The following is a 5,463-nucleotide window of genomic DNA, read 5'->3' on the forward strand; positions in this document are numbered from 1 at the left end:
CTCTGCGCGCCGCGGCGCGCGAGGCCGGCGTCACCGCGCTGGTCGGCGCGGCCGTCCGGCACCCCGACGACCGGCGGACCATCGCCGCGCTGGTGGTCGACCACGCCGGCGAGGTGCGGGTCGGGTACGACAAGCAGCAGTTGTGGGGCGACGAACGGGAGTTGTTCACCCCCGGCGGTCGGGGTGCCACGCTGCTCGTCGACGACTGGCGGCTCGGGCTGGGCATCTGCTACGACGGCTGTTTCCCCGAGCACGGCCGGGCCGCCGCCCTCGACGGCGCACACGCCTACCTGTGCCCCAGCGGATACCTGGCCGGCTCCGAGCACCGCCGGGACCTGTACTACGCCGCGCGTGCCCTGGACAACACCATGTTCGTGGTCTTCGCCAACGCGGTCGGCGGCGTCGACCCGTGGCGGTTCAACGGCGGCGCGGCCATCTACGACCCCGAGGGGCGGGTGCTGGCTCGCGGGGCCGACGACGGCACGGAGGTGCTGGTGGCGACGCTGGATCCCACCGTGCTCGCGGCCACCCGGGCGGCCCACTCGATGCTCGTCGACCGGCTGTCGGACCAGGGCGGCCCGCGGCTGTCGATGGCTGGCTGAGCCCTTCGTCAGGTCGACACCCGCTGCATCTGTTGGCGGACACGTCGGTCCCGTAGGGTGCCCGAGTGCCACTGCTCCTGCTGGACCTGGACAACACCCTGCTGGATCGGGCCGGGCCGTTCCGCCGCTGGGGTGAGCGCTTCCTGGACAGCATCGGCGCGCCCCACACCGACATTGATTGGCTGGTCTCGATCGACGCCGATGGTCTGACCGACCGTTGGGACCTCGCCGACGCCATCCGGGACCGTTACGAGCTGCGCATTCCCTCGATCGACCTGGTGGAGGAGCTGCACGACGGCGTGGTGGCGCAGACCCGGCTCGACCCGCTGACCGCCTGCGCGCTGCGGATCGCCGACGACGCCGGCTGGGTGCCGGTGGTGGTCTGCAACGGCACCGTACGCGTCGAGGACGCCAAGATTCGCCAGACCGGCCTGGACCAGTACGTCGCGGACTGGGTGATCTCCGAGGAGGCCGGCGTCAGCAAGCCCAACCCGAGGATCTTCGCGCTCGCCGCCCAGCGGGTCCGGATGCCGCTGCGGGGAGCGTGGGTGATCGGCGACAGCCCGGAGGCGGACATCGGTGGCGCCGCCGCGGTCGGGCTGCCCAGCGTCTGGCTGCACCGGGGGCGCACCTGGTCGGACACCCGGTTCGCGCCGAGCCGCACCGTGGACGGGTTGATCGCCGCAGTCGCCACCGTCCTGGCCCGCTGAGGGTTCCCGGGCTGGTAGTCGCGCGTCCGAGCGGCCGTTCGGGTGGTGGCGCGGTAATTCGGTTGACCAGCCGCCGTGGTGGTACCAACATTGTCCGCGCATGGTGCATCCCGGGCGTGTGCCCGGTCGAGGAGAGGGGGTCGGTCATGGCCGTCTTTGCAGGTCGCTTCCAGCTGCCTATCTCAGCCTCGACCAAGGGAACCTCACCACAGTGCGCGATCATGACCTTCCGGCGCTCGAGCGCCGTAGCCGCGGCAAGAGCCGCTTTGACGACGACGAACCGCAGTTTCTGAAGCGCGGGCGGCCCACCGAGCCGCTCGCAGACCCGGACAGCGAGCCCGACCCGGACACCGGCGAGCGCTGGTCGTCCTGGGACGACGCAGTGCACGGGCCGCAGCCGCACCCGGCCTGGCTGGTCACCGAGTTGGCCGCCAAGGACACCGAGCTGGGTGTGCTGAAGACCGGCAAGGAGGCGGACGTCCACCTGGTCCGTCGGGCGGTGCCCGACACCGACCGGTCCTGCCTGCTCGCGGTGAAACGCTACCGCGATCCCGAGCACCGGTTGTTCCACCGCGATGCCGGCTACCTGGAGGGCCGTCGGGTGCGGCGGTCCCGGGAGAACCGGGCGATGGCCAGCCGGACGGCGTTCGGCCGGCAGATGATCGCCGGGCAGTGGGCGGCGGCCGAGTTCGCCGCGCTGAGCCGGCTCTGGGAAATCGGCGCCGGGCACGACCGGATCGCCGTGCCGTACCCGGTGCAGTTGCGGGGCACGGAGCTGATGCTGGAGTTCGTCGGTGACGCCGAGTCGGGGGAGGCGGCGCCCCGACTGGCCCAGCTGCGCCCCGACCCGGCCGAGCTGCGTGACCTGTGGGCTCAGCTGGTGGAGGCGCTGCGGGTGCTGGCTCGGGCCGGCTACGCGCACGGCGACCTGTCGCCGTACAACCTGCTCGTGCACCGGGGTCGGCTGGTCGTCATCGACCTGCCGCAGGTGGTCGACGTGGTGGCGAACCCACAGGGGCCGGAGTTCCTGGCCCGCGATGTGCGGGTGGTCGGCGCCTGGTTCGCGGCCCGGGGTCTCCCCGCCGAGCAGGTCGACCCCGCCATGGTGACCGGAGAGCTGCTGCACGAGGCGGGCCTGCGCTGATCGGAGCGGGTCGGGCGGTGCGGCCGCCCGACCCGCTCTGTCGGCTATTGCAGGTAGCGCTCCACCTCGGGCTTGGGGCGTTCGCCCTGGGCGTCCGGGTCGCCGTGGGTCTCCCGGGCGGCCCGTCGACGGCGCAGCAGGTCCCAGCACTGGTCGAGGGACTCCTCCAGAGCGCGCAGTCGCTCGCTGGCCTCGCCCTCGGTGCCCGACTCGTGGGCCTGGGCGTCCGCACGCAGCTTGTGTTCCTCGTCGACCAGCTCGGTGATCCGGTTCAGGATGGTCTTGTCGTCCATGCCACAGAGCCTGGCACAGGGTGCCGGGCATCGCCCGGATTCGGGGGTACCGGTGCGTCCCGGATCACCAACCCGCACTGGCCAGCCCGACGCCGCCCGTCTGGTGTCGATGCCGCAGTCGGCTCGGCAGCACGCGGCCGTTCCGCCCGTCGCGCTGGTTGGTCGGCTCGCCCGGCGCGGTGTCGTGCCTGACCATCCATTCAGGATCCGACCAGGTGACGAACATCGACGGGCGTGCGTGCGCTTAGATGGAAATTGCGCCGTCCGCAAGTCTGGAGGTGCCCCTCGTTTGGTGAGATGCTTCCGTCGGCCCAGAAGGTGAAAGTTTCATCAACCTGCCCGACCGAAGTGGACCACTGCGGTCGCCGGGACGACGAGGAGACGTGGTTCGATGTCGCAGGTGTCCGAGGCACGCCCCGCCAGCGTCAGCACCGAGCCCCGGACGATCCCGTTACGACGCGCTCTGCCGGCACTGGTTCGCGATCCGCTGGGCGCGCTCGTCGACTTCGCGCAGGACGCCGACGGCGACGTCATCCGGCTGAATCTCGGCTCGTTCCGCCCCTATCTGGTCAGCCATCCTGAGCACCTGCAACGCGTGCTGCGGGACAACGTTGCCAACTACACCCGGGACGGCGAAGGGTTGCTCTGGCGACCCGTGCGTCGGATCGTCGGGGACGCCATCCTGGTCGCCGAGGGTGAGGTCTGGGAGTCCAGCCGGGGCGCCCTGCAACCGTTGTTCACCGCCAAGCGGGCCGAGACGCTCGTCGACAGGATGGCCGAGGCGATCAACGAGGCGGTCGACGAGTGGCTCGAACCGGCCCGCGCCGGTCGCCCGGTCGACGGCGGCGCCGAGCTGACCCGGATCGTCCTGCGCACCACCATGCGGGTGCTCTTCGCCGACCGGATCTCGGTCCCCGACGCCCTACGGATCAGCGCCGCGCTGGACACCGTCACCACCGCGATGCTCCCCCGACTGCTGATGCCCGCCGTGCCGTACGCGGTGCCGATGCCCGGCGACCGGCGCTTCCGCGACGCGGTGCGCACCATCGACGAGGTGGTGCTGCCGATCATCCGGGAGGCCCGGGCCCGCCCCACCGACGGCGACGACATCATCTCCACCCTCTGCCGGCCGCGCGCCGACGGCAGCGAACCCGACGAGTACGCGATCCGCGGCGACGTGGTCGCGATGTTCTCCACCGCCACCGAGACCACCATCGCCCTGCTCTCCTGGCTCTGGCCGGTGCTGGCGTCGCGGCCCGACGTGGCCGAGCGGATGACCGACGAGATCGAGCAGGTGGTCGGCGCCGAACGGGTCGGCCGCGAGCACCTGCCCCAACTGCGCTACGGCCGGATGGTGCTCGACGAGATGCTGCGGCTCTACCCGGCCGGCTGGATGATCCCGCGCACCGCGGTCGGCGACGACGTGCTGGGCGGGGTGCGGATCAAGGCCGGCGGTACCGTGCTGGTCAGCCCGTACGTCACCCAGCGGATGTCGACGTTCTGGACCGACCCGACGCTCTTCGACCCGGAGCGGTTCGCGCCGGAGCTGCCCCGGCGGCGCTACCGCTACTCGTACTTCCCGTTCGGCGGAGGCCCGCACCAGTGCCTCGGGCAGTACCTGTTCCTGCTGGAGGCGCAGCTCATCGTCAGCACGGTGCTGAGCCGCTACCGCTTCCGACTGCGCGAGCCGGTCGACCTCACCCCCCGGATGGGCGCCTCGCTGCAACCCAAGCAGCGGGCCGAGCTCATCCTCACCCCGGTCGAGCGCCCGGCCGCATCGTGACCGAGGCCCCGCGACCGGCGCGGGCCGGTCAGGACGCGGTCGCCGAGCAGGGCCGGGTGTGCGCACTCGCCGTACGAGGCGTACGCGACCTGCAGGACGTCACCGCCGCCCACCCGGAGCTGTTCGACGCCGCGCCCTTCGACGCGGCGCTGCTCAGCTCGGTGGCCACCGCCATCGCCTTCACCGCGCCGTGGCACACCGCCGCGGAGCTGCGGATCACCACCCGTACCCTGCTGTGGGTCTTCGCCGCCGACTGGCAGGTCGACTACCTGGCGCGGTCCGTCGACGACGTCCGGGAGGTGGTGACCGACTGCCTCGCGGTGGCCGACGGCGCGTCGCCGCCGCCGGGGCGACACCTGGCCCGACTGCTGGCCGACCTGCGCGACGAGCTGACCACCGTGCCGGCGTTCGTCCGGCTGCGGCCGCTCTGGCGCGACGAGCTGGCCCGGATGCTCGCCGCCGTGGCCCGGGAGTGGGACTGGAAGCACCTGCCGACCGACCCGACCACCGGGCGGCGACTGCCCGACCTGGACCGCTACCTGGACAACGCCGACAACCTCGCCTGCTCCTTCGTCAACGTCACCCACTGGATCGCCACCGGCGACGAAAAGACCCTCGCCCAGCTGACCGACCTGCTCGACGCCGGTCGTGGCGTGCAGCGCGTACTGCGGTTGGTCAACGACCTGGCCACCCACGGTCGGGACGCCGAGTGGGGTGACCTGAACGCCCTCCTGCTGGTCGACGACCCGGCGCAGGTGCACGACCGGCTGGCCGAGCTGACCGCCCGGTGCCGGGGCGACCTGGCCGCCCTCGCGGAGCGGTGCCCCCGCCAGGCGGACTACCTCAACCGGCAGATCTCCTTCACCGGCGGCTTCTACCAACTGTCGGACTTCTGGGGGTCGCGCGATGAGTGACCGCGGCACCCGGGTGC

The 5,463-nt window shown here is 72.1% G+C and carries 7 protein-coding genes; 5 read left to right on the plus strand and 2 right to left on the minus strand.

Features of this window, described 5'->3' with window-relative positions:
• The 3 genes from PSH25_RS12475 to PSH25_RS12485 form a co-directional block, all read left to right on the plus strand.
• The coding region (locus tag PSH25_RS12475) for a carbon-nitrogen hydrolase family protein (RefSeq protein WP_238659254.1) at nt 1–602 on the plus strand (602 nt) is incomplete at its 5' end.
• 65 nt (nt 603–667) lie between these two features.
• The gene (locus tag PSH25_RS12480) at nt 668–1,312 is read left to right on the plus strand and encodes an HAD family hydrolase (RefSeq protein ID WP_238659255.1); all 645 of its coding nucleotides are present in this window, start codon (nt 668–670) and stop codon (nt 1,310–1,312) included.
• A 211-nt stretch (nt 1,313–1,523) separates the two neighbouring features.
• Nucleotides 1,524–2,456: a serine protein kinase RIO gene (locus PSH25_RS12485; RefSeq protein WP_238659256.1), complete on the plus strand. Its 933-nt coding sequence runs from the start codon at nt 1,524–1,526 to the stop codon at nt 2,454–2,456.
• Between the two features lie 44 nt (nt 2,457–2,500).
• On the opposite strand, the gene PSH25_RS12490 is transcribed toward PSH25_RS12485, so the two are convergent.
• Both PSH25_RS12490 and PSH25_RS33655 read right to left on the minus strand, forming a co-directional pair.
• Nucleotides 2,501–2,749 carry a DUF2630 family protein gene (locus PSH25_RS12490; RefSeq protein WP_184176801.1) on the minus strand — a complete coding sequence of 83 codons (249 nt, stop codon included), beginning with the start codon at nt 2,747–2,749 and terminating at the stop codon, nt 2,501–2,503.
• A gap of 64 nt (nt 2,750–2,813) precedes the next feature.
• Nucleotides 2,814–2,945, minus strand: a complete 132-nt coding sequence (locus PSH25_RS33655) for a hypothetical protein (RefSeq protein WP_274527384.1) — start codon at nt 2,943–2,945, stop codon at nt 2,814–2,816.
• 249 nt (nt 2,946–3,194) lie between these two features.
• Here PSH25_RS33655 and PSH25_RS12495 point away from each other — a divergent pair, with 249 nt between their 5' ends.
• Nucleotides 3,195–4,532 (plus strand): cytochrome P450, encoded by a 1,338-nt coding sequence (locus tag PSH25_RS12495; RefSeq protein WP_238659258.1) that lies wholly within the window; start codon nt 3,195–3,197, stop codon nt 4,530–4,532.
• Entirely contained in the window at nt 4,529–5,446 is a 918-nt protein-coding gene (locus PSH25_RS12500) for a terpene synthase family protein (RefSeq protein WP_238659257.1), read from the plus strand. Before PSH25_RS12495 ends, PSH25_RS12500 begins: the two co-directional genes overlap by 4 nt.
• Nucleotides 5,447–5,463: the final 17 nt, after the last annotated feature.

This window comes from Micromonospora foliorum, from assembly GCF_022229015.1.
Taxonomy (GTDB): Bacteria; Actinomycetota; Actinomycetes; order Mycobacteriales; family Micromonosporaceae; genus Micromonospora; species Micromonospora foliorum.